This is a genomic window from Enterobacter cloacae complex sp. 2021EL-01169 (genome assembly GCF_020733125.1).
Taxonomy (GTDB): Bacteria; Pseudomonadota; Gammaproteobacteria; order Enterobacterales; family Enterobacteriaceae; genus Enterobacter; species Enterobacter roggenkampii.
Genome location: NZ_JAJFTC010000002.1, coordinates 802403 through 824137, shown reverse-complemented (window position 1 = coordinate 824137; position 21735 = coordinate 802403). Strand labels below are relative to the sequence as shown.

Annotated in this window: 15 protein-coding genes; 11 read left to right on the top strand and 4 right to left on the bottom strand. The window is 58.3% G+C overall.

Annotation, left to right across the window (positions count from 1 at the left end; all coding sequences use genetic code 11):
- Positions 1-19: 19 nt before the first annotated feature.
- A complete protein-coding gene (gene sbcC / locus LLF79_RS10305) occupies positions 20-3151 on the bottom strand; it encodes an exonuclease subunit SbcC (protein ID WP_206805158.1) in 3132 nt (1043 codons plus the stop codon).
- The gene (sbcD, locus tag LLF79_RS10300; protein WP_032674246.1) at positions 3148-4353 is read right to left on the bottom strand and encodes an exonuclease subunit SbcD; all 1206 of its coding nucleotides are present in this window, start codon (positions 4351-4353) and stop codon (positions 3148-3150) included. The genes sbcC and sbcD overlap by 4 nt, the downstream gene beginning before the upstream one ends.
- Positions 4354-4540: 187 nt before the next feature.
- Between sbcD and phoB the strand changes: the two genes are divergently transcribed.
- The 7 genes from phoB (at position 4541) to LLF79_RS10265 (ending at position 15801) form a co-directional block, all read left to right on the top strand.
- On the top strand, positions 4541-5230 hold the full coding sequence (gene phoB, locus LLF79_RS10295; protein WP_008503265.1) for a phosphate response regulator transcription factor PhoB: 690 nt from the start codon (positions 4541-4543) through the stop codon (positions 5228-5230).
- Between the two features lie 21 nt (positions 5231-5251).
- Positions 5252-6547 carry a phosphate regulon sensor histidine kinase PhoR gene (phoR, locus tag LLF79_RS10290; RefSeq protein ID WP_008503264.1) on the top strand — a complete coding sequence of 432 codons (1296 nt, stop codon included), beginning with the start codon at positions 5252-5254 and terminating at the stop codon, positions 6545-6547.
- Positions 6548-6956: 409 nt separating this feature from the next.
- A complete protein-coding gene (brnQ, locus tag LLF79_RS10285; protein ID WP_008503262.1) occupies positions 6957-8276 on the top strand; it encodes a branched-chain amino acid transporter carrier protein BrnQ in 1320 nt (439 codons plus the stop codon).
- Positions 8277-8357: 81 nt separating this feature from the next.
- Positions 8358-9731, top strand: a complete 1374-nt coding sequence (gene proY / locus LLF79_RS10280; RefSeq protein WP_032674248.1) for a proline-specific permease ProY — start codon at positions 8358-8360, stop codon at positions 9729-9731.
- 162 nt (positions 9732-9893) lie between these two features.
- Complete coding sequence (gene malZ / locus LLF79_RS10275) at positions 9894-11711, top strand: maltodextrin glucosidase (protein WP_032674249.1); 1818 nt, start codon at positions 9894-9896, stop codon at positions 11709-11711.
- Positions 11712-11797: 86 nt separating this feature from the next.
- On the top strand, positions 11798-14419 hold the full coding sequence (locus LLF79_RS10270) for a DUF2339 domain-containing protein (RefSeq protein ID WP_227879461.1): 2622 nt from the start codon (positions 11798-11800) through the stop codon (positions 14417-14419).
- Positions 14416-15801: a DUF3999 domain-containing protein gene (locus LLF79_RS10265; protein ID WP_227879460.1), complete on the top strand. Its 1386-nt coding sequence runs from the start codon at positions 14416-14418 to the stop codon at positions 15799-15801. The genes LLF79_RS10270 and LLF79_RS10265 overlap by 4 nt, the downstream gene beginning before the upstream one ends.
- 43 nt (positions 15802-15844) lie before the next feature.
- Here LLF79_RS10265 and LLF79_RS10260 read toward each other — a convergent pair whose 3' ends face one another.
- Complete coding sequence (locus LLF79_RS10260; RefSeq protein WP_008503347.1) at positions 15845-16447, bottom strand: peroxiredoxin; 603 nt, start codon at positions 16445-16447, stop codon at positions 15845-15847.
- Positions 16448-16574: 127 nt separating this feature from the next.
- The gene (gene acpH, locus LLF79_RS10255) at positions 16575-17156 is read right to left on the bottom strand and encodes an ACP phosphodiesterase (RefSeq protein WP_021241667.1); all 582 of its coding nucleotides are present in this window, start codon (positions 17154-17156) and stop codon (positions 16575-16577) included.
- A 92-nt stretch (positions 17157-17248) separates the two neighbouring features.
- Between acpH and queA the strand changes: the two genes are divergently transcribed.
- From queA to secD, 4 genes are read left to right on the top strand one after another with little or no spacing between them, the layout of a single operon-like run.
- A complete protein-coding gene (gene queA, locus LLF79_RS10250) occupies positions 17249-18319 on the top strand; it encodes a tRNA preQ1(34) S-adenosylmethionine ribosyltransferase-isomerase QueA (RefSeq protein WP_008503345.1) in 1071 nt (356 codons plus the stop codon).
- Between the two features lie 53 nt (positions 18320-18372).
- Complete coding sequence (gene tgt, locus LLF79_RS10245; RefSeq protein ID WP_003859110.1) at positions 18373-19500, top strand: tRNA guanosine(34) transglycosylase Tgt; 1128 nt, start codon at positions 18373-18375, stop codon at positions 19498-19500.
- Positions 19501-19522: 22 nt separating this feature from the next.
- Positions 19523-19855 (top strand): preprotein translocase subunit YajC, encoded by a 333-nt coding sequence (gene yajC, locus LLF79_RS10240; RefSeq protein WP_000007630.1) that lies wholly within the window; start codon positions 19523-19525, stop codon positions 19853-19855.
- Between the two features lie 27 nt (positions 19856-19882).
- Complete coding sequence (gene secD, locus LLF79_RS10235) at positions 19883-21730, top strand: protein translocase subunit SecD (RefSeq protein WP_021241665.1); 1848 nt, start codon at positions 19883-19885, stop codon at positions 21728-21730.
- Positions 21731-21735: the final 5 nt, after the last annotated feature.

Genomic DNA, 21735 nt, shown 5'->3' with positions numbered 1-21735 from the left:
CTACATGTGGAGTGGACCTTTACTGCACGGCAAATTCTTTATCCAGCTTGCTGTACCCCAGCCCGTTAATCTTCTTCACTTTGATCTGCACCGGAATACGCTCTTTCATCGCCTCAACGTGGCTGATCACGCCGATGGTTTTCCCGGTGGCGTTCAGCGCGTCGAGCGCATCCAGCGCCGTATCCAGCGTCTCACTGTCGAGCGTGCCGAACCCTTCATCCAGGAACAGGGAATCGATCCGCGTTTTATGACTCACCAGATCGGAAAGCGCCAGCGCCAGCGCCAGGCTGACCAGGAAGCTCTCGCCGCCGGAGAGGGTGCGGGTATCGCGGACCGCATCCGCCTGCCACGTATCCACCACTTCCAGCTCCAGCGCGTCGCTGGCCTTACGCTGCAATAAGTAACGTCCGTGCAGACGGTTAAGCTGCTGGTTAGCCAGCCAGACGAGATTGTCCAGCGTCAGCCCCTGGGCGAACTTACGGAACTTGTCGCCGGTGCTGGAGCCGATCAGCGCGTTCAGATAACCCCAGTCATCCGCCTGGCGCGCGGCCTCTTCAATTTGCTGCATCAACGCCAGCTGGTGCTGCCGGTTATCGCTGTCCTGCTTAAGCTGCTGACGGATCTCGCCCTGATGCGTGGTGTTCTCGCGCAGCTGTTGCGCCAGCTGCTGCAGCTGGATTTGCAGCGTGGCGGCATCGGCATCGAGCCCTTCCGGCCGCAGTGCCAGATGAGACTGCAGCTGCTGGTTCGCTTGCCCGGACAGCGCCGCGGCCTGCTGTATCTGGTTTTCCAGCGACTGTTTCAGCTGCTCAAGGTGGCGAATAGCGTCGTCATCCAGCAGCGCGGCAAGAAACGCGTCCTGGTCGGCAAAGCAGCTCGCCGAGCGCGCCGCGGTGAACTGCGTCTGCGACTGCTGCAGGCGCTCTCGCTCCAGCGCTTCCTGCTGCTGTTGCGCGGTCAGCTGGCTTTGCAGCGACACGCACTCGTCGTGGATGGCGCGCCAGTTATCAGGAATAACCGGTTCGGCGTCTTCGCTGTTCGCTGCCGGAAGCGCGTCGAGCAGCGGCTTCAGGGCGTTTATGCGTTCCTGAAGCACGCCGTGCTGCGTTTGCTTCTCCTGCCACTGCGCGAATTCAGCTTCACGGGCCTGAAGCCAGGCGGCTTCCTGACCTTCTTCAGGTGCGTTAAGCGAGAGCGCGAGCAGGGCATGTTCCAGCGCCTGCCGCGTGGCCGCCAGCTGCTGCTGATACTGCCGCTCCTGCGCGTCCTGTTCGTTGAGCTGGTTCTGCAGGGTGAGACGCTGACTGAGCTGATAAAGCTGGCGCTCGTAATGTTCCTGTTCGTTCAGCCATGGCGCGATATCGTCCTGAATATTCAAGGTAATGTTCAGGGACGTGCAGGCTGCCACCCACTCTTTAGTGAGCGCTTGCTCTTCCTGAGAAAGCGTCTTCGCGTCGTCTGTCTCGCGCTGGATCTGCTGAGTCAGGGCATTGACCTGTCCCAGCACCAGCAGGCCTTCCTCTTTAAGGGCGACGACCTCTTTTTCCAGGGCATCACGGCGGCGCTGGTTATCCGTCAGCTCAAGCGACTGATATTGCTCAACGGCGGGATGTTCGCAGGAACCGCACAGCGGACAGGGTTTGCCCGCCTCAAGCCGGGAGCGGTAATGCTCCAGCTTCTTAATTGTTGCTTCGGTTTCGCACAGGGCTTTTAGATCGAGATAGTGCTGGTTTTTCTCTTTGTACTGCTGGCGGCGCAGCGTCAGCGTTTCATTGAGTTTATTTTGTTCGGCCTGGGCCTTCTGCACGCTTTCACTGCTCTGGCGCAGGCGCTTTTGCAGCGGCTGATAGCGGGCATGCAGCGACGTCAGCTGCTGGCGCAGCGTGCGGGACCTGGACTGCTGCTCCATGGCCGCGCTGACCTCATCCGCCGTCAGCGTCAGCGCGTTTTCCGGCATCGCAGCCAGCCTGTTGCGTAATTCACCTATCCGCGCAGCAAGCGAGGCTAACTGCGTTTTATCGCGGTTAAGCTGCGAGAACTGGGCGCGCCAGCCTGCAATCTCCTGGCCTAACAGACGATAGCGCTCGTGCTCCGCCAGCCACTGCGCCAGCGCCGTCAGTTCGGTCTGAAGCTGCTCGTGGTTACGCAGGGCGGTATTGCGAATACGTGAACGCAGCGCGGTTCTGGCTTGTAAGCGAGTATTTACTTCGATAATTCGCTTCTGCGTTTGTGCCAGACGCGCGGTTTGCTCCTGCTGATGTTCCCAGAGCGGTCGCAGCTGGGCGGCGGGCAGAGCAAGCTGCAGTTTTGCCAGCTCAGGCGCAGCGTCCGTCAGCGCCTGTTGCGCCTGCTGCTGCATCGCGGTGACGCGCTGTTGCTCGCGCACGAGCTCATCATGGCGCGTAAGCCACTGAAAATGTTTCTGTTGGTTTTGCTGCTGTTCCAGCAGGGTTTTCTCTGCGTCAGTAAGTGCCTGCAAACTTTGCTGTAACTGCTGCTGTTGTTCTTCGCTCAACAGCACGACGCCCGCCGCCTGCGCCTCGCACTTTTCAAGCACGCTGCGGGCCGCTTTGTGTTTCTCAAACACCATGGCGGAAATCTGACCGTAGATTTCGGTGCCGGTCAGCTCTTCCAGCAGCTCGGCGCGATCGCTCGGCTTGGCATTAAGGAAGGCGGCAAACTGCCCCTGAGAGAGCAGCATCGAGCGGGTAAAGCGCCCGTAGTCCAGCCCGGTGAGCGCGGCGGTTTGCTCCAGCTTATCCGTCACTTTGTCGGCCAGGATTTTGCCATCTTCGCAGCGCGCCAGCTCCACGCGCGGCACCTGCAGGTTACCGTCCGGCTGGTTGCGCGCCCGGTTCTGGCTCCAGAAGGCGCGATAGGCGGTGCCTTTTACCTCGAACTCCACTTCCGCCAGACACTCGGCGGTGTCGCGCGTCATCAGGTCGTTTTGCGCCTGGGAGACCTTCTGCAGTCGCGGCGTTTCGTGATAAAGCGCCAGACAGATGGCGTCGAGCAGGGTGGTTTTACCTGCCCCGGTCGCGCCGGTGATGGCAAACAGCCCGTTGCTGGCAAACGGCTCAGCGGTAAAGTCAATTTTCCACTCGCCCTTGAGGGAGTTGAGATTTTTCAGGCGCAGGCTCAGAATTTTCATGCGTTTTCTTCCTCGTCATTGAGCGCATGCAGGGTATGGCTGAACAGTTCGCTGAGTCTTGCGCGCTTCGCATCGTCAATCTCCTCCTGTGAGAGCCTGCGTTCAAATACCTCTTCGACCCCCAGTTCACTGAGCGTTTCGCGTTGAGCGCTTAGCAGAATTTTCTCGCGCTGCTCGCGGCTGCGGCGCACCAGCAAGACCTCTACCGGCAGGTCTTCGGTCAGCGCCTGGATTTTCCGCTGCATATCGTGCAGGTAGCCGTCGGTGGTGATTTCGATGTCCAGCCAGATGGGGGGATCTTGCTCGACGCCGCGCCACTGCTCCAGCTGGGCGGTGATGGCATCGAGATCGCCTTTCAGCACCGCCAGCGGTTGAGTTACGGGCACCTCCAGCGTGTCGACGGCGCTGAGTTTGCCCTCGCGAAAGCTCACCAGATGCACGGATTTGGCTTTGCCCGTTTCGTCAAAGCTGAGCGAAAGGGGCGAGCCGCAGTAGCGGATGTGCTCGCAGCCGCCGACGATCTGCGCCCGGTGGATGTGTCCGAGCGCAATGTAGTCGGCTGGCGGGAAGTGCTGCGCCGGAAAGGCATCCAGCGTGCCGATATAGATGTCACGCACGGCGTCACTTTTACTGGCCCCGACGGTGGTGAGGTGCCCGGTCGCAATCACCGGAATCGGCTGGTCACCGCGCAGGGCACAGGCTTCGGCGTGCTGCTGGCGGTAATAGTCGGCGATCGCCTGTAACAAATGCTGCTGCTTTTCCGCGCCCGACAGCCCCGCCTGGCTTTGCACGATGTCGCGCGGACGCAAAAAGGGAATCGGACACAGTACCGCCCCGGGCGACCCGTCGCGCTTTTTCAGGATCTGCGGGGCGTGCCCGGCGCTGGCGACGACGGTGGTATTGAGAAACGCCAGGATGTCGCGGGATTCGTTAAGCGTCGCGACGGAATCATGGTTGCCGGCGACAATCACCAGATGACAGCCGGTTTGCTGCAGATTCACCACGAAGCGGTTGTACAGCTCACGCGCATAGCTCGGCGGCGAGCCGGTATCAAAAATATCTCCCGCCACGATAATCGCGTCCACCTCATGCGTCCGGGCCGTTTCCAGCAGCCAGTTCAGGAACGCTTCATGTTCAGCCGCACGGCTTTTGCTGTAAAAATTTTGACCCAGATGCCAGTCCGAGGTGTGAAGTATGCGCATAGCTGATCCGTGGCAAAAAAGAGAAAGCAGGATTATAAACGTTCAGAGAAGGGAAAATAACCGCTGTAATAAAACAACAGTTTGCCATTTATAGTGGTACTGTTTTTCATAAATCTGTCATAAATCTGACGCATAATGGCGCCGAATTACAAACTTGTAACGTAAATAAGATAAGACAGGGCAAAGTATGGCGAGACGTATTCTGGTCGTAGAAGATGAAGCTCCAATTCGTGAAATGGTGTGCTTCGTGCTCGAGCAAAACGGCTTCCAGCCGGTTGAAGCGGAAGATTATGACAGCGCAGTGAACCAGCTGAATGAACCCTGGCCCGATCTGATTCTGCTGGACTGGATGCTGCCCGGCGGCTCCGGACTGCAGTTTATCAAACACCTGAAGCGTGAAGCGCTGACCCGCGACATCCCGGTTGTAATGCTTACGGCGCGCGGAGAAGAAGAGGATCGTGTGCGCGGTCTGGAGACCGGCGCGGACGATTACATTACCAAACCGTTCTCCCCCAAAGAGCTGGTGGCCCGCATTAAAGCCGTGATGCGCCGTATTTCGCCGATGGCGGTGGAAGAGGTGATTGAGATGCAGGGGCTGAGCCTTGATCCGACGTCTCACCGCGTGATGACCGGTGAAAATCCCCTCGACATGGGGCCTACCGAATTTAAACTTCTGCACTTCTTTATGACCCACCCGGAACGCGTGTACAGCCGCGAGCAGTTGCTGAATAACGTCTGGGGAACTAACGTGTATGTCGAAGACCGGACGGTTGACGTACATATCCGCCGCCTGCGAAAAGCGCTGGAACTGAGCGGCCACGATCGCATGGTGCAGACGGTCCGCGGCACGGGTTATCGTTTTTCTACCCGTTTCTGAACAATGACAGGAGTGTGACGCGTGCTGGAACGTCTGTCATGGAAAAGGCTCGTCTTTGAACTGATCTTATGCTGTATTCCGGCCTTCATTCTGGGGGCCTTTCTTGGACATCTGCCGTGGTTTCTGCTGGCGTCGGTCACCGGGCTGCTGATCTGGCATTTCTGGAACCTGCTGCGCCTCTCCTGGTGGCTGTGGGTTGACCGAAGCATGACGCCGCCGCCCGGAAGCGGCAGCTGGGAGCCGCTGCTGTACGGTCTGCACCAGATGCAGATGCGAAATAAAAAGCGCCGCCGCGAGCTGGGAAGCCTGATTAAGCGTTTTCGCAGCGGTGCGGAGTCGCTACCGGATGCGGTCATTCTGACCACCGAAGAAGGGACGATCTTCTGGTGTAACGGCCTGGCGCAGCAGCTGTTGGGCCTGCGCTGGCCGGACGATAATGGCCAGAATATCCTCAACCTTCTGCGTTATCCCGAGTTTACGCTGTACCTGAAAAAGCGTGATTTTACCCGTCCGCACAATCTCAAGCTCAATAACGGTCGCCATCTGGAGATCCGCGTGATGCCCTACAGCGATAAGCAGTGGCTGATGGTGGCGCGCGATGTCACCCAGATGCACCAGCTGGAAGGGGCGCGCCGCAACTTCTTCGCCAACGTCAGTCACGAATTGCGTACCCCGCTGACCGTGCTGCAGGGCTACCTGGAGATGATGCAGGAGCAAACGCTGGAAGGTGCGCCGCGTGAAAAAGCGCTGCACACCATGCGCGAGCAAACGCACCGGATGGAAGGCCTGGTGAAGCAGCTGCTGACGCTCTCTAAGATTGAAGCAGCACCCACGCTCGCGCTGAATGACACTATTGATGTGCCGATGATGCTGCGGGTCGTGGAGCGTGAAGCGCAGACGTTAAGCCACAAAAAGCATCACCTGACCTTTGAGGTCGACAACACGCTAAAGGTGCTGGGCAGTGAAGATGAGCTGCGCAGCGCTATCTCCAACCTGGTGTATAACGCGGTAAACCATACGCCGGAAGGGACGGAGATCGTGGTGCGCTGGCAGCATACCCCAACGGGGGCCGAGTTTAGCGTGGAGGACAACGGGCCGGGGATCGCGCCGGAGCATATTCCGCGTCTGACCGAGCGCTTCTATCGCGTGGATAAAGCGCGATCGCGGCAGACGGGTGGAAGCGGCCTGGGGCTGGCGATTGTGAAACACGCGGTGAATCACCATGAAAGCCGTCTCGATATTCAGAGTACCCTGGGTAAAGGAACCCGCTTCAGCTTCGTGATCCCGGAACGATTAATTGCCAAAAAGATCGCCTGACGGCAGGTGTGTCATTTTACCTTTCCACGGGTCAGCCATCGCTGGCCCGTTTGCTTTGCAGTCAAGCGAAACGCGTGTGAATTTTATACGGCTGGCTGTTTTTTGTTCGCATGATTAGCCATGGGTTTTTCTTATAATTAGCGTATTGTGCTGGAGTGTATTTTCATGCTGGCATATTGTTCTGGTTTTACGATCCCACCTTGCCTTTAAACGTTATAAGCGTTTAAATTGCCCCCCAGATACTGTCAGACCGACTGTATTTGCGTGGTAAATCGAAAAACTATTCTTCTCCACGCCAGGACGGGAGCATATCCCGCTAAAATTGAGCAAATTTTCGGCTGTATCGTCCCGTCAGGGGCAGCGAAAATCTCAATGTTTTCAACACCACATCCACAGGCAGTAAGGTTTTATGACCCATCACTTAAAATCGCGTGACATCATCGCGCTGGGCTTTATGACATTTGCGCTGTTCGTTGGCGCAGGCAACATCATTTTCCCTCCAATGGTTGGCTTACAGGCGGGTGAACACGTCTGGACCGCCGCGTTTGGTTTCCTGATTACTGCCGTGGGTCTGCCGGTGCTGACCGTCATCGCGCTGGCGAAAGTCGGCGGCGGTGTGGATAGCCTCAGCACCCCGATTGGCAAAGTGGCGGGCGTTCTGCTGGCTACCGTCTGCTATCTGGCCGTGGGTCCGCTGTTTGCCACCCCGCGTACCGCGACCGTTTCCTTCGAAGTGGGTATTGCTCCGCTGACCGGTGACGGCGCGATGCCGCTGTTCATCTACAGCCTGATCTACTTCGCTATCGTGATTCTGGTTTCCCTCTATCCGGGCAAGCTGCTGGATACCGTGGGTAACTTCCTGGCTCCGCTGAAAATTGTGGCGCTGATTGTCCTGGCGGTGGCGGCTATCGTCTGGCCTGCAGGCCCGATTAGCGACGCGATGGACGCCTATAAAAACGCCGCGTTCTCTAACGGCTTTGTGAACGGCTACCTGACGATGGATACGCTGGGCGCGATGGTGTTTGGTATCGTTATCGTTAACGCCGCGCGTTCCCGCGGTGTGACCGAAGCGCGTCTGCTGACCCGCTACACCATCTGGGCTGGCCTGATGGCCGGTGTAGGCCTGACGCTGCTGTATCTGGCGCTGTTCCGCCTGGGCTCCGATAGCGCGATGCTGGTCGATCAAAACGCGAATGGTGCGGCTATCCTGCACGCCTATGTCCAGCACACCTTCGGTGGTGCAGGCAGTATGCTGCTGGCGGCGCTCATCTTCCTGGCCTGCCTGGTTACCGCGGTTGGCCTGACCTGCGCCTGTGCTGAGTTCTTTGCGCAGTACCTGCCGCTCTCTTACCGCACCCTGGTGTTTATCCTTGGTATCTTCTCCATGGCGGTATCCAACCTCGGTCTGAGCCACCTGATTCAGGTCTCTATTCCGGTACTGACGGCGATCTATCCGCCGTGCATCGTGCTGGTGGTGCTGAGCTTCACCCGCCCGTGGTGGAACAACTCCTCACGAATTATTGCGCCAGCCATGTTTATCAGCCTGATTTTTGGTATCCTTGACGGGATTAAAGCATCAGCGTTCGCTGAAATTCTGCCAGCCTGGACACAGCGTCTGCCGCTGTCCGAGCAGGGCCTGGCCTGGCTGATGCCTACCGTTGTTGCACTGGTTCTGGCGGTTATCTGGGACCGTGCTGCAGGGCGTCAGGTCGCATCGAACGCCCATTAATCAACGGCAACAAACTGTTTAACCACGGGGCTTAAGGCCCCGTGGTTTTTTGTTTTTTTCGTGTTGAATGGCAAGATTTAAATGGAAAGCACTAACAAACTTAAACGTGGATTGAGCACGCGCCACATCCGCTTTATGGCGCTGGGCTCTGCTATTGGCACCGGTCTTTTTTATGGCTCGGCAGATGCCATCAAAATGGCCGGTCCAAGCGTGCTGCTGGCGTACATCATCGGCGGCGTGGCGGCGTATATCATCATGCGCGCCCTCGGCGAAATGTCGGTTCATAACCCCTCCGCCAGCTCCTTCTCGCGCTACGCGCAGGAAAACCTCGGCCCGCTGGCCGGGTTTATCACCGGCTGGACCTACTGCTTCGAAATCCTGATCGTGGCAATAGCCGACGTGACGGCGTTTGGCATCTATATGGGCGTCTGGTTCCCGGCGGTGCCGCACTGGATTTGGGTGCTGAGCGTGGTGCTGATCATTTGCGCCGTCAACCTGATGAGCGTGAAGGTGTTCGGCGAGCTGGAGTTCTGGTTCTCCTTCTTCAAGGTCGCCACCATTATCATCATGATTGTGGCCGGTTTCGGGATCATCATCTGGGGGATTGGCAACGGCGGGCAGCCGACCGGGATCCATAACCTCTGGAGCAACGGTGGCTTCTTCAGCAACGGCTGGCTCGGCATGGTGATGTCGCTGCAGATGGTGATGTTCGCCTACGGCGGTATCGAGATTATCGGTATTACTGCCGGGGAAGCGAAAGACCCGGAGAAATCCATTCCGCGCGCCATCAACTCGGTGCCGATGCGTATTCTGGTGTTTTATGTGGGTACGCTGTTTGTGATCATGTCCATCTACCCGTGGAATCAGGTGGGTACCAACGGTAGCCCGTTTGTCCTGACTTTCCAGCATATGGGTATTGCGTTTGCCGCCAGCATTCTCAACTTTGTGGTGCTGACCGCGTCGCTTTCGGCGATCAACAGTGACGTCTTTGGCGTGGGGCGTATGCTGCACGGCATGGCAGAGCAGGGCAGCGCGCCGAAGGTGTTCGCCAAAACCTCGCGCCGCGGCACGCCGTGGGTGACCGTTGTGGTGATGACCGTGGCGCTGCTGTTCTCGGTTTATCTGAACTACATCATGCCGGAGAACGTCTTCCTGGTGATTGCATCTCTGGCGACCTTCGCGACGGTGTGGGTGTGGATCATGATCCTGCTGTCGCAGATTGCCTTCCGCCGTCGCCTGTCGCCGGATGAGGCGAAAGCGCTGAAGTTCAAAGTACCGGGCGGCGTTGCGACGACCATCGTCGGGCTGATCTTCCTGGTGTTTATCATTGGCCTGATTGGCTACCATCCGGACACCCGCATTTCGCTCTACGTGGGCTGCGCGTGGATCGTGCTGCTGCTGGTGGGCTGGGTGTTTAAATGCCGCCGCGACCGTCAGCTGGCGGAAGCGCAGTAAGGTAAAAATGCCGGGTGGCGCTGCGCTTACCCGGCCTACACTCCCTTTTACCCCCCAAAAAACTCCTCCCCCGTCCTCCTCCCCCAATAAATCCCATCATGGTGAGCTATCCTTAACCACCCTGTGGCAAGGTGACGTCAATTTCATCAGAGGGGATTCGTGATGTTAAACGCCTGGCACCTTCCGGTTGCCCCATTTGTTAAGCAAAACAAAGACAACCTTGTGATTACGCTCTGGCTGGCGGGGGAAAACCAGCCCGATCGCGTGACGCTCCGCGCCGAAATCGATAACGAAGAGACCGGGTTGAAAATGCACAAGCTGCGCAGCCAGCCGCAGCCGGGTATTACCGCCTGGCGGGCGAATATCGATCTGAACAGCGGACAGCCGCGCCGCCGCTACAGCTTTAAGCTTTTGTGGAACAACCGTCAGCTGTGGTTTACCCCGCAGGGGTTTAGCCGTTTCCCGCCTGCACGGCTGGAGCAGTTTGCGGTCGATTATCCGGATAACGGCCCGCAGTGGGTTAACGATCAGGTCTTTTACCAGATTTTCCCGGACCGTTTTGCGCGCAGCGAAAAGCGCACTGCCGACCAGGATAAGATCTATTACCACCATGCAGCGGGCCACGACATTATCCTGAATGCGTGGGATGAGCCGTTAACCGCGCAGGCGGGCGGCTCGACCTTCTACGGCGGCGATCTCGACGGTATCAGCGAAAAGCTGCCGTACCTGAAAAAACTGGGCGTGACGGCGCTGTACCTCAACCCGGTGTTTAAAGCCCCGAGCGTACACAAATACGATACCGAAGATTATCGCCACGTTGATGAGCAGTTTGGCGGCGACGAGGCGCTGCTGCGCTTGCGTAAGAATACGCAAAAAGAGGGGATGCGCCTGATCCTGGACGGCGTGTTCAACCACAGCGGCGATTCGCATGCGTGGTTTGATCGGCATAACCAGTCGATGGGCGGGGCATGTCATAACCCGGATTCGCCTCAGCGCGACTGGTACAGCTTTAACGAGGAGGGCCGCGCGCTGGACTGGCTGGGCTACCCGAGCCTGCCGAAGCTGGATTTCCAGTCGCCAACGCTCGTTAATGAAATCTACGGCGGCGAAGACAGCATCGTCCGACACTGGCTGAAGGCGCCGTGGAATATGGACGGCTGGCGTCTGGACGTGGTGCATATGCTCGGCGAAGCGGGCGGGGCGCGGAACAATCTTCAGCACGTCGCCGGCATAACGCGCTCGGCAAAAGCCGCACAGCCGGAAGCGTTCGTTTTTGGCGAGCACTTTGGTGACGCGCGCCAGTGGCTGCAGAATGATGCGGAAGATGCGGCGATGAACTATCGCGGCTTTACCTTCCCGCTGTGGGGATTCCTCGCCAACACCGATATCTCCTACGATCCAAATCATATCGACGCGGAAACCTGCATGGCGTGGATGGAGAACTACCGCGCCGGGCTGTCGCATCAGCAGCAGCTGCGGATGTTTAACCAGCTCGATAGCCACGATACCGCGCGTTTTAAATCCCTGCTGGGCAAGGACGTCGCGCGTCTGCCGCTGGCGGTGACCTGGCTCTTCACCTGGCCGGGCGTGCCGTGCATCTACTACGGAGACGAGGTGGGGCTGGACGGCAACAACGATCCGTTCTGCCGCAAAACCTTTCCGTGGGCACCAGAGAAACAGGACAAAGTGCTGTTCAGCCTGTATCAGCGGCTGGCGAAGCTGCGTAAGCAGAGTCTTGCCCTGCGCTACGGCGGCTGCCAGGCGGTATACGCTCATGATAACGTCGTGGTCTTTGCCCGCGTTTATAACCAGCAGCGCGTGCTGGTGGCGATCAACCGGGGCGAGGCCTGCGAAGTGGTGCTGGATGATTCACCGCTGCTGAATGTCGCTGCGTGGAAGAGCAAAGAGGGCAAGGCGACAATACAGGACGGCGTGCTGGCGCTGCCTGCAATATCCGCGACGATCTGGTTCGGCAGCTAATACGCTATTGTTTCCACCTTTTAAGATGGCGCAAATGCAACGATTTGTGTCAATCTTAACAGATCGTTTACGGTGAAGGTGGAAACATGGACGAGCTTTACATCCTTGGCTGTTTATTCCTGGTTTTTGCGCTGCTGGTTGCGCCCGTGCTTGCGGTTATCGGGTTTAATCGCAGTACGGCGGCGCAGCAGGAGATCGCCCGGCTACGCCAGCGCATAGAGGCGCTTGAGCAGCGCGGCGTGCCTGAGAACGCGTCGGAACCGGTGCAGACCGCCGCGCCGGAGGCAATTACCGCGCCAGTGGTGGAGGACGCTCTCGCGCCTGTCGACCCCTGGCGACCCGATATTCCCGCAGCGGTGGCAGAACCCGCTTCTTCCCAGGCCCCGACCCCTGCGGCAAAACAGCCTTCAGCCTTTGGCGGCATCCTGACGTCGCTGGCGCGCTGGTTCATGCAGGGGAATCCACTGGCGAAGCTGGGCATTTTGCTGCTCTTCCTCGGCCTCTCTTTCCTGCTGCGCTATACCGTCGAACATTCCCTGTTCCCGCTTGAGCTGCGCCTCGTGGCAGCGGCGCTGTTTGCCGTTGTTCTGCTGGCGATTGGGTGGCGACTGCGGCACAGGCAGCGGGTCTATGCGCTGATCCTCCAGGGCGGGGCGACCGGCGTGCTCTACCTGACGGTGTTTGGTGCCTTCCGGCTCTGGCAAATGCTGCCGATGACGCTGGCTTTTGCGCTGCTGGTGGTGATCTGCGCGGCGAGCGTCGGGCTGGCGGTGCTGCAGAAGGCCCTGAGCCTGGCCATGCTGGCGAGCCTCGGCGGGTATCTTGCGCCACTGCTGTTGTCTACCGGGGGCGGCAGCTTTGTCGCGCTGTTCTCTTTCTATCTCCTGCTGTCCATCGGCATTCTTGCTATCAGCATCTGGCAGCACTGGCGCGAGCTGAACCTGCTCGGGCTGCTGTTCACGTTCGGCGTGGGCGGCCTGTGGGGGCTGAATGACTACCAGCCTGAAGACTATTGGATCTGCCAGCTGTTCCTGATTGCCAATACGCTGATTTTCGGCGTGCTGAGCGTGGCGCTGTCGCTGCGGGCGCAGGAAAAAGGGAAGCAGATCGTTGACGGTGTGCTGCTGTTTGCCCCGCCGCTGATCGGTTTTGGGATGCAGTACGGTATGACGCAGCACTGGGACTATGGTCCGGCGCTGAGCGCGCTGGGATACGGCGCATTTTATCTCACCCTCGCGTACCTCGCGCTGCGGCGCTATCCCTCCCTCGGACGGCCGCTTGTCATGGCAGCGCTGGCGATCGGCGGCGGGTTCGCCACGCTCGCCATTCCGCTGGCGCTGTCGGCGCGCTGGACGGCAATGGCCTGGGCGCTGGAGGGGCTGGGTATTCTCTGGCTGGGCGTGCAGCAGCACCAGCGGCGTATGAGCTATAGCGGGACGGCGCTGCTGGTGCTGGCCCTCGGCAGCGCGCTGTGGGCGCAAACGGACGGCGTTACGTCGCTGAGCCTGCTCCTTATCTTCGCCATCCTCAGCCTTTGCTGGCTGGCTGCGGCCTGGCTGTGGCGGACTCTTTTTCTGCCGGTCAGCTGGGCGCTGCTGGCTGGCGGGCTGCTGTTCTGGCTGGTAGCGCAGCTGGGTGCGTCGCAGCTTGTACTCACGAAAGAATTACCGGTTCTGGCGGGCGTGCTGGCGCTGACGGCGGCGTCAGCCTGGGGCTGGCGGCAGGTGGCCGCTCGTCTGGCGTGGCGAGAGCTGGACGCCAGCAAATGGCTGCTGTGGCCGGTAATGCTGCTGATGGTGGGATATCAGATCTGGCATCAGCAGATCGTTGCCGCCGGCTGGTCAAACCTGGCCTGGTGCATTTCGCTTCCTGCCGCGCTGATGCTGCTGCGGCGCGATGGTGAAAGGGTTCTGCCGCGTATCGCGATGGGGCTACACCTGTCGCTGTGCTGGATGATTTTACTGGCGCTGGCCGCCGAGCTTTACTGGTTTGCCCGGTCTCTGCCGTGGGGCATGGCGGCCTGGGGCAGCGGATTAGCGATGGCCGCAGGCGGCGGGGTGATTATGGCGCTCTCTGCTGCGGTACGGCGTCGCGCGTGGCCGTTCCGGGAATGGCCTGCGCTCTATGCGTGTCTGGCACCGATCCCTGCCGTCGTGGCGCTGCTGGTACTGCTGGTGGTGACCAATTTCCAGGACGGCGTGGTCTATCGTCAAACCTGGCTCCCGCTGGTAAACCCGCTTGAGGAAGGCGCAGCGTTCGCGTTGCTGGGGCTGGTGGTATTTTATCGGGCGGTGGATCGCTACTACCCGGCATTGCTTGCGCAAGCGCGTCCGTGGCCTGCCGTCGCGCTCATGGCGTTTGGCTTCTGGTGGCTGAACGGTGCGCTGATGCGCGCCCTGGCCTGGTACGGCGACGTGGCCTGGAATATGGCATCGCTGTGGGATTCGCGGCTTATCCAGACCAGCTTTGCCCTGTTCTGGATGCTGAGTGCGCTGGTGGTCATGATCCATGCCACCCGTCGGGCTTCCCGGCAGGAGTGGCTCTGCGGGGCCGCGCTGCTGGGTGTGGTGATGGTTAAGCTGATGCTGGTGGACAGCGCGGGCGGAGGCGGTCTGGCGCGCGCGGTGGCGTTTATCGGCGTGGCGATACTGGTGCTGATAGTGGGCTATTTCTCGCCGCTACCGCCAAAAACAGGAGATGAAAAATGAAATGGATGAAAGCGGTAGCGTGTACCGCGCTGCTGGCGCTTTCCGGCCCGGCGTTCTGCGACGAAGTACCAACGGAATCGCCACGGGACTACGCCTTTGGTCGTTCACTCGACACGTCCGTTCCTTCCCGGTGGTATCGAGTGATGCTGCCGCTTGCCGTCTATGAGCAGAGCACATCCGCGGATCTGCATGATGTTCGCGTCTTTAACCAGTCGGGTGAGCCGGTTCCCTTTAGCCTGATGGCCGCGACGCGCCCGCAGGCCACAGCGCAGTCCACGGCGCTGCGCCTCTTTCCGCTGGATGCCTCGCCGCTCGCGGCTGCCTCAGATGCCGGTGACAGCGATAAGATCCGGCTCCGTTCCCGAAACGGCGTTGAGATTGTGCTGGAGGGGCAAAAAGCCGCCGCAGCCGGGCAACATTACCTGCTGAGCTTGCCGGAGCAGACGACGGGTGAGCTGGCCATATCCCAGCTGCAGCTGCTCTGGAATACCCCGCAGACGCCGTGGCAGGGAACGGCGTCGGTCTATTACAGCGAGGATCTTAAGCGCTGGTATACCCTGCGCGAAGATATGCCGCTGCTGGACGTCGCCAGCGGCCAGGATCGCCTTAAGCTCGATCGGATCGATACCGATACGGTTTTATCTCCCGAGGCGAATCGCTATCTCATGGTGGTGCTGAATACGCAGAGCCAGGGGGTAACGTTGACCGGCGTAAACGCAATCAGCGCACCTGCGCAGGCGGCCCCGGAAGAGATCAATCTTGAGGGGGAAGGGGAGCAGCTATCGACAACCGAAGCGCAGTGGCGTTGGACGCGTCCGCAGCCGCTGAGTGCTGTCAGCATCTCGCTGAACGGCGATGGCGTCCTTCCCGTGGAGATCGCCTGGCGGCGTACGGAAAAAGACACATGGCATCCCCTGAAAAAAGAGGTGATTTACCGCCTGGAGGGGAAAACATCCGGACCGGTTTCGCTTAACGGGGACCTGGTGCAGGCAGTGAAAATCACGACGCTGAATGCGCGTCTGCCAGAATACCTGCCGAGCGTCACGGGGCATCGCGACCGCTATGACCTGGTGTTCAACGCGCAGGGTAAAGCGCCGTACGTGCTCGCCTGGGGCAACGGCGCCGCAAAGCCTGCACAGGTGGAACCTGACATGCTGATCCCAGCCGATCTGCGCAAGACCTATGATATGGCGAACCTGCCGCAGGCCGATATTCTGGATGATGTCGCGTTGGGCGGTGAGGGGCGGCTAAACGCCACCTCTGCAGGCGAGCGGGCGAACTGGATGAACGCCCTGCTGGTGTGGGGCGTGCTGATCGCGGGCGTGCTCCTGCTGGCGGGCATGGCCTGGCGCATCTGGCGGGAAACGCAGCGCAAGGCATAAAAAAAGGCCCGCATAAGCGGGCCTTTCTCGTAAACCGTGCCGATTACAGGCTGGATACGTTCTCAGACAGGTATTTAGCTACGCCGTCTGGGGAAGCCGCCATACCTTCTTTACCTTTTTCCCACTGAGCCGGGCACACTTCGCCGTGCTCTTCGTGGAACTGCAGCGCGTCAACCATGCGCAGCATTTCGTCGATGTTACGACCCAGCGGCAGATCGTTCACAACCTGGTGACGAACGATGCCGTTCGCGTCGATCAGGAAGGAACCACGCAGCGCAACGCCAGCGTCCGGATGTTCGATACCGTAAGCCTGCTGGATTTCGCGTTTGATGTCCGCAACCATTGCGTATTTCACCGCACCGATGCCGCCTTTGTCGACAGGGGTGTTACGCCATGCGTTGTGTACAAACTCAGAGTCGAAGGAGACGCCAACCACTTCCACGCCACGCTTCTGGAATTCTTCATAACGTTTGTCGAACGCGATCAGCTCAGACGGGCAAACGAAAGTGAAGTCCATTGGCCAGAAGAACAGAACGGTCGCTTTACCGTTGGTGTGCTGTTTGAAGTTGAAGTTTTCAACGATTTCACCGTTGCCCAGAACTGCTGCAGCTGTAAAATCCGGAGCCGGACGAGTTACCAGAACCATATGATTCTCCTGTAGATACTAAGGTTATTTGGAACGCAACGCGAGCCAGTATAGAGAGTGTTCATGGATAAGACAAAGAGGTGGTGACAATCGTTCCGCCAGCTTTTACCTATCAATACGAATTCTGTCAGAGCTGTTTGTTTTTCGCCTGCGCCATCATGCGCGGGTAAAACTGCCAGAAGCGGGTCTCCAGCGCATCGTAATGTTCATCCAGGTCATACCAGGAATCCCGCAGCGCATCCAGGCGCGGGCGACGGCTCGCCATCCCATTCAGCACGTTCTGAATGAAATCCATCTCGCGATAGCGCTCCAGCCAGCGCTCTGACCACAGGTAGTTATTCAGATTCACAAAGCGCGGCGGCGAGTCGGGCAGAATGATCGACACCTGCTGATGGGCATAACGCACAAATTCCGGCAGGGGTAGCTCCGGCGAGAGCTGTGCCCAGTGGCGCGACAGGAAATGGTCCCACATCACATCAAGCGTGATCGGTGCGACGCGGCGCGTTTCCGGCCGAAACCACGCTTTGGCTTCCGTCACTTCCGGCAGCTTATCCGTTAGCACGTCGATGCGGCGGTGCATAAAAATCCCGTCGACAACCTCAGGGGCGTACGCTTCCGCGGGGTTGCCGCGTACGAAATCGGCCAGCAAATTGCCGGACAGGGAGCTGTCAGCGAGGTGAGCGAGATGCAGGTGAGCGAGAAAATTCATGCGTTTTATTTGTCCGGGGGCGGCTAGTTGTTGCAGCAAAAGGGTGTGAGCACTAGACTATGCCGCCTGTTTTTAAGTCACGAGTATACGTCATGCGCGTCGCCGATTTCTCCTTTGAACTACCTGAATCCCTGATTGCTCACTATCCCATGCCTGAGCGCAGCAGCTGTCGTTTACTGTCACTGGATGGGCCAACGGGCGAGCTGACGCACGGTACTTTCACCGATTTGCTCGACAAGCTCAACCCTGGCGATCTGCTGGTCTTTAACAATACCCGCGTGATCCCGGCGCGCCTGTTCGGCCGTAAGGCCAGCGGCGGCAAGATTGAAGTGCTGGTCGAACGTATGCTCGATGATAAACGTATTCTGGCACATATTCGCGCATCCAAAGCGCCAAAGCCGGGCGCGGAGCTGCTGCTGGGCGATGACGAGAGCATCAAGGCGACCATGACCGCGCGCCACGACGCGCTGTTCGAGGTGGAGTTCAACGACGAGCGCACGGTGCTCGATATTCTGAACGCCATCGGCCACATGCCGCTGCCGCCGTACATTGAGCGTCCTGACGAAGAGGCTGACCGCGAGCTGTACCAGACCGTCTACAGCCAGAAGCCTGGCGCGGTCGCGGCCCCGACGGCAGGCCTGCACTTTGATGAACCGCTGCTGGAAAAACTGCGCGCGAAAGGCATTGAGATGGCGTTTGTAACGCTGCACGTCGGGGCGGGAACCTTCCAGCCGGTGCGCGTGGACAGCATTGAAGACCACATCATGCACTCTGAGTATGCTGAAGTGCCGCAGGATGTCGTGGACGCGGTGCTGGCGGCGAAAGCGCGCGGTAGCCGCGTCGTGGCGGTCGGTACGACGTCTGTGCGCTCGCTGGAGAGCGCCGCGCAGGCCGCGAAAAGCGAGTTGATTGAGCCGTTCTTTGGCGATACGCAGATCTTTATCTACCCGGGTTACCAGTACAAAGTGATTGACGCGCTGGTGACCAACTTCCATCTGCCTGAATCGACGCTGATTATGCTGGTCTCCGCGTTCGCGGGGTATCAGCATACGATGAATGCCTACAAGTCTGCGGTAGAACAAAAATATCGCTTTTTTAGCTACGGGGACGCGATGTTTATCACGTACAATCCGCAGGCTTTGAATGAGCGTGTCGGGGAATAAGTCCGCGGCACCGTTTTACAACGTTGGACTGTTTTTCTGACGTCGGAGAAAAAATGAAATTTGAACTCGATACCACCGACGGTCGCGCGCGCCGCGGTCGCCTGGTGTTTGATCGCGGTGTGGTGGAAACCCCCGCGTTTATGCCTGTGGGCACTTACGGCACCGTAAAAGGGATGACGCCGGAAGAAGTTGAAGCCACTGGCGCGCAGATTATCCTCGGCAATACCTTCCACCTGTGGCTGCGTCCGGGTCAGGAGATCATGAAGCTCCACGGCGACCTGCACGACTTCATGCAGTGGAAAGGCCCTATCCTGACCGACTCCGGCGGTTTCCAGGTCTTCAGCCTGGGCGATATCCGCAAGATCACCGAGCAGGGCGTTCACTTCCGTAACCCGATCAACGGCGATCCGATTTTCCTCGATCCCGAAAAATCAATGGAGATTCAGTACGATCTCGGTTCTGACATCGTGATGATCTTCGACGAATGCACGCCGTATCCGGCCGACTGGGACTACGCCAAGCGTTCCATGGAGATGTCTCTGCGCTGGGCGAAGCGTAGCCGTGACCGTTTTGACTCCCTGCAGAACAAAAATGCGCTGTTCGGCATTATCCAGGGCAGCGTTTACGAAGATTTACGCGATATCTCTGTTAAAGGTCTGGTAGAGATAGGTTTTGATGGCTACGCTGTCGGCGGTTTGGCTGTGGGTGAGCCGAAGGAAGACATGCACCGCATTCTGGAGCACGTCTGCCCGCAAATCCCGGCGGATAAACCACGATACCTGATGGGCGTGGGCAAACCGGAAGATCTGGTTGAAGGCGTACGCCGCGGCATTGATATGTTCGACTGCGTCATGCCAACCCGCAACGCGCGTAACGGCCATCTGTTCGTTACCGATGGCGTGGTGAAAATCCGTAACGCGAAGCATAAGAGTGACACCAGCCCGCTCGATTCCGAGTGCGATTGCTATACCTGTCGCAATTATTCTCGCGCGTACCTGCATCATCTCGATCGCTGCAACGAGATTTTGGGCGCGCGTCTCAATACCATTCATAATCTTCGTTATTATCAGCGCTTAATGGCTGGTTTACGTAAGGCTATCGAAGAGGGTAAATTAGAGAGCTTCGTGACCGATTTCTACCAACGTCAGGGGCGGGATGTTCCACCGTTGAACGTTGATTAATTTTAATAATGAGGGAATTTGAATGAGCTTTTTTATTTCTGATGCGGTAGCAGCAACAGGCGCTCCAGCGCAGGGCAGCCCAATGTCTCTGATTCTGATGCTGGTTGTGTTCGGTCTGATCTTCTATTTCATGATCCTGCGCCCACAGCAGAAGCGCACCAAAGAGCACAAAAAGCTGATGGACTCCATCGCGAAAGGCGATGAAGTGCTGACCAACGGTGGTCTGGTCGGTCGCGTAACCAAAGTGGCTGAAAGTGGCTACATTGCAATCGCCCTGAACGACACCACTGAAGTGGTCATCAAACGTGACTTCGTAGCTGCCGTTCTGCCGAAAGGCACCATGAAGGCGCTGTAATCCCAACTTTTCCCAAAGGGAACTGCCGTGTTAAACCGTTATCCTTTGTGGAAGTACATCATGCTGGTCGTCGTGATTCTCGTCGGCCTGCTGTACGCGCTTCCCAACCTGTATGGTGAGGATCCGGCTGTTCAAATCACTGGCGCGCGCGGTGTCGCCGCCAGTGAGCAAACGCTGATCCAGGTCCAGAAAACGTTACAAGAAGAAAAAATTACCGCTAAGTCTGTGGCACTGGAAGAGGGCGCAATTCTTGCTCGCTTCGACACCACCGACACGCAGCTCCGCGCACGTGAAGCGCTGATGGGCGTGCTGGGTGATAAATACGTCGTGGCGCTTAACCTTGCCCCTGCAACCCCGCGTTGGCTGGCTGCAATGAATGCAGAGCCAATGAAACTCGGTCTTGACCTGCGTGGTGGCGTTCACTTCCTGATGGAAGTGGATATGGATACCGCGCTCGGCAAGCTGCAGGAACAGAATATCGACAGCCTGCGCAGCGATCTGCGTGATAAAGGCATCGCTTACACCACCGTGCGTAAAGAAGATAACTACGGCATGAGCATCACGTTCCGCGACAGCGCGGCGCGCGATCAGGCTGTAGATTACCTGACCCAACGTCATCGTGACCTGGTGATCTCCTCGCAGGGCAGCAACCAGCTGCGCGCGGTGATGACCGATGCGCGCCTGAAAGAAGCGCGTGAATATGCCGTTCAGCAGAACATCAACATTCTGCGTAACCGTGTAAACCAACTGGGCGTGGCCGAGCCGCTGGTACAGCGTCAGGGTGCTGACCGTATCGTGGTTGAACTGCCGGGTATCCAGGACACCGCGCGTGCGAAAGAGATTCTCGGTGCGACCGCAACGCTGGAATTCCGTCTGGTGAATACCAACGTTGACCAGTCTGCTGCCGCTTCTGGCCGTATTCCGGGTGACTCCGAAGTGAAACAGACCCGCGAAGGTCAGCCGGTTGTGCTGTACAAACGTGTGATTCTGACCGGTGACCACATCACCGACTCCACGTCGAGCCAGGATGAATACAACCAGCCGCAGGTTAACATCTCGCTGGATAGCGCGGGTGGTAACATCATGTCTAACTTCACCAAGGACAACATCGGTAAACCGATGGCGACCCTGTTCGTGGAGTACAAAGACAGCGGTAAGAAAGATGCAAACGGCCGTGCTGTGCTGGTGAAAGAGGAAGAGGTGATTAACATCGCCAATATCCAGTCTCGTCTGGGTAACAGCTTCCGTATTACCGGTATTAACAACCCGAACGAAGCGCGTCAGCTCTCCCTGCTGCTGCGTGCCGGTGCGCTGATAGCGCCAATTCAGATTGTTGAAGAACGTACCATTGGTCCAACTCTGGGTATGCAAAACATCCAGCAGGGCCTGGAAGCGTGTCTGGCCGGTCTGGTGGTCTCTATCCTGTTCATGATCTTCTTCTATAAGAAGTTTGGTCTGATTGCGACCTCCGCGCTGATCGCGAACCTGGTGCTGATTATCGGCATCATGTCCCTGCTGCCGGGAGCGACGCTGACCATGCCGGGGATTGCGGGTATCGTTCTGACCCTTGCGGTGGCGGTCGACGCCAACGTACTGATTAACGAACGTATCAAAGAAGAGTTGAGCAACGGTCGCTCTGTTCAGCAGGCGATTGATGAAGGTTATAAAGGCGCGTTCAGCTCTATCTTCGATGCGAACGTAACAACACTGATTAAGGTTCTTATCCTGTATGCAGTGGGTACTGGCGCGATCAAAGGCTTTGCGATTACAACCGGTATCGGTGTCGCAACGTCAATGTTTACCGCTATTGTCGGCACCCGTGCCATCGTGAACCTGCTGTACGGCGGCAAGCGCGTCAAAAAGCTGTCTATCTGAGGAGT

Coding starts and splice junctions, on each gene's coding strand:
- sbcC (WP_206805158.1), bottom strand. CDS start 3,151: ATGAAAATTCTGAGCCTGCGCCTGAAAAATCTCAACTCCCTCAAGGGC.
- sbcD (WP_032674246.1), bottom strand. CDS start 4,353: ATGCGCATACTTCACACCTCGGACTGGCATCTGGGTCAAAATTTTTAC.
- phoB (WP_008503265.1), top strand. CDS start 4,541: ATGGCGAGACGTATTCTGGTCGTAGAAGATGAAGCTCCAATTCGTGAA.
- brnQ (WP_008503262.1), top strand. CDS start 6,957: ATGACCCATCACTTAAAATCGCGTGACATCATCGCGCTGGGCTTTATG.
- proY (WP_032674248.1), top strand. CDS start 8,358: ATGGAAAGCACTAACAAACTTAAACGTGGATTGAGCACGCGCCACATC.
- malZ (WP_032674249.1), top strand. CDS start 9,894: ATGTTAAACGCCTGGCACCTTCCGGTTGCCCCATTTGTTAAGCAAAAC.
- LLF79_RS10270 (WP_227879461.1), top strand. CDS start 11,798: ATGGACGAGCTTTACATCCTTGGCTGTTTATTCCTGGTTTTTGCGCTG.
- LLF79_RS10265 (WP_227879460.1), top strand. CDS start 14,416: ATGAAATGGATGAAAGCGGTAGCGTGTACCGCGCTGCTGGCGCTTTCC.
- LLF79_RS10260 (WP_008503347.1), bottom strand. CDS start 16,447: ATGGTTCTGGTAACTCGTCCGGCTCCGGATTTTACAGCTGCAGCAGTT.
- acpH (WP_021241667.1), bottom strand. CDS start 17,156: ATGAATTTTCTCGCTCACCTGCATCTCGCTCACCTCGCTGACAGCTCC.
- queA (WP_008503345.1), top strand. CDS start 17,249: ATGCGCGTCGCCGATTTCTCCTTTGAACTACCTGAATCCCTGATTGCT.
- tgt (WP_003859110.1), top strand. CDS start 18,373: ATGAAATTTGAACTCGATACCACCGACGGTCGCGCGCGCCGCGGTCGC.
- yajC (WP_000007630.1), top strand. CDS start 19,523: ATGAGCTTTTTTATTTCTGATGCGGTAGCAGCAACAGGCGCTCCAGCG.